Source organism: Kitasatospora sp. NPDC057512, from assembly GCF_042802135.1.
In the GTDB taxonomy this organism is placed as follows: Bacteria; Actinomycetota; Actinomycetes; order Streptomycetales; family Streptomycetaceae; genus Kitasatospora.
This window is the reverse complement of record NZ_JBHVET010001056.1, coordinates 1-2,176: the sequence shown is the minus strand read 5'-3', so window position 1 is coordinate 2,176 and position 2,176 is coordinate 1. Positions and strand designations below refer to the sequence as shown.

The following is a 2,176-nucleotide window of genomic DNA, read 5'->3' as shown; positions in this document are numbered from 1 at the left end:
GGGTGGGGCGGGTCAGACGCGTCGGCCCTCGGTGGGGGTGGCGGGGGCGGCCGTGGGGGCGGTGGTGCTGCCGGCCTTGGCGCCGAGGGTGCGTTCGACCTTGGCGACGGCGGTGCGGTACTCCATGGAGGCGGCCTGTTCGTTGGTGCCCTGGCGTTCGAAGTAGCCGAAGGCCATGGCCACCGTGCCGAAGCGTTCGATGCCGACGTAGCCGTTGAGTCGGACGCCGGCCAGGGTGCCGTCGAGGTGGACGGCGGGGGCGTCCTTGCGGTCGCCGAGGGTGACCGGGCTGACGGTGAAGGTCACGGTGTCACTGGGGCCGGCGTTGAAGGTGATGGTGTGGCAGGTCTTCAGGGCGTCGACGGCGGAGTTGAAGTCGGTGGCGAGCCGGTCGGACGGCTCGGCCGCGAGGGCCTGGGTGACCATCGGGTTGCCGTTCGGGCCGTCGAGTTCGGTCTCGGCGCGCGGGATCGCCGCGCCCGGCCGGGTGACGTACATGTTGATCAGGGCGCTGAGCGCGGCGCAGCCGGTCACCGGGGACGACGGGCTCTCGCTGGGGCCGGGGCTGGCGCTGGGGCTCTGGGTCACCGGGGTCTCGGTCCAGCCGGGGCCGAGGTCGGCCGCGGTCAGCAGGGCCGACTTCAGCTGGTCGGCGGAGGGCAGTGGCTGGGCGGTTGCGGCGGACGCCGGAAGGGCGGCCGGGCCCAGGGCGACCGCCACGACGACGGCCGCGGCGGTGAGGGCGTGGAAGGGCCTGGTCAGAGACATACGGGTCCCCCGGTCGAGAGTTCGGGAAGGGACAGGCCACCAGTGTCCCACCGGGGGCGGGGCCGGGCGCGCGGGCGGGGATCGGCGCAGGTCAGGGCCGGTCGGAGGGCTCAGAAGTGGCGGAGAGGCCGGCGGGGCGGGCGGGGCCGGCCGGCAGGGTGTCGAGGGTCTCGGCGAGCCACTGCACCCAGAAGGTCTCCAGTCCGATGCCGGCCCGGAGCACCGCGTGTTGGAGCCGGTTCTCCTCGTCCGCCCGCTCGGCCGGGAAGTCGCGCCGCTCGATCTCCCGGTAGTCGGCCAACTGCTCGCGGTGCAGGGCGAGATGGCGTTCCAGCTCGGCCGCCAGGCCGTCCGTGCCGACCACCGCGGCCGCCCGCAGCCGCAGCAGCAGGGGCTCCCGGACGGCGCGCGGAGCGGCGCCCTCGGCGGTCCAGCGGGCCAGTTCGGCGCGGCCCTCCGGGAGCACCTCGTACTCCTTCTTCTGCCCGCGCACCGGCGCCTCCGGCCGGAGGGCCCGGATGTGTCCGGAGGCCTCCAGCCGGCCCAGTTCGCGGTAGATCTGCTGGTGGGTGGCGGGCCAGAAGAAGCCGATCGACCTGTCGAACCGCCTGGTCAGCTCCAGCCCCGAGGACGGTTTCTCCAGCAGGGCGGTGAGGATGGCGTGCGGCAGCGACATGCCGTCGATCGTACGGGGAGCGGGCAGCGGGACGGACGGGGAGCAGGCGGGGTACGGGCCGCGGGGCGGGCCGGGCTCAGCCCCGGGTGGACGCGGGGGCGTGCCGGGCGAGCACGGCGCGCAGCCGGTCGGGGTCGGCGGTGCCGCGCTTGGGCAGGACGGCCAGGCAGGCGTTGTTCTTGTCGCCGCTCAGCAGGACGAACAGCCGCGGGGTCTCCACGTGCTGCGGGACCGCCTGCCAGGTCAGGGTGCTGGTGGAGTGGCGGTTGGCGATGGTCACGCCGGACGCTTCCACGGTGGCGGTGAACTCGCCCTTGTCGGCGGTCATCTTGTGGAACTGGCCCGCCTGCAGCCGGGGCACCCAGAAGAGCAGGGCCAGCGCGGCGAGCACCATGATCACCGGTGGGAAGCCGATGCCCTTGCCGGTGGAGAGGTCGAGCGCGGCGATGAGCGGGCCGCACACGACGAGCACGTACAGGAGCATCCGCTGGCGGCGGCCCGCACGCGTCGCCCGGGCCCGGGCGGCCAGGGCCTCCCGGAAGTCCTCCACCGTGGGCGTGTACGCCAACTCGATTCGCTCGTCCGCCGCCGGTTCGCCCGCCACCGGCGCGTACGCCGTCTCGACCCGTTCGTCCATCGGTCTGCTCTCCCCTGTGATCCGCTCTGCGGCCTGCGCACTGCGCACTGCGACCCGCGCCGCACCCCGCGCTGTGACCTGCGGATACTAGCAAC

At 74.3% G+C, this 2,176-nt stretch carries 3 protein-coding genes; all 3 read right to left on the bottom strand.

Annotated features, from left to right (window positions below):
* Window positions 1-12: 12 nt before the first annotated feature.
* Window positions 13-768, bottom strand: a complete 756-nt coding sequence (locus ACFU6K_RS37520; protein ID WP_380670911.1) for a hypothetical protein — start codon at window positions 766-768, stop codon at window positions 13-15.
* A 91-nt stretch (window positions 769-859) separates the two neighbouring features.
* Window positions 860-1,444, bottom strand: a complete 585-nt coding sequence (locus ACFU6K_RS37515; protein ID WP_380670909.1) for a PadR family transcriptional regulator — start codon at window positions 1,442-1,444, stop codon at window positions 860-862.
* Window positions 1,445-1,520: 76 nt separating this feature from the next.
* Window positions 1,521-2,081: a YcxB family protein gene (locus ACFU6K_RS37510; protein ID WP_380670907.1), complete on the bottom strand. Its 561-nt coding sequence runs from the start codon at window positions 2,079-2,081 to the stop codon at window positions 1,521-1,523.
* Window positions 2,082-2,176: the final 95 nt, after the last annotated feature.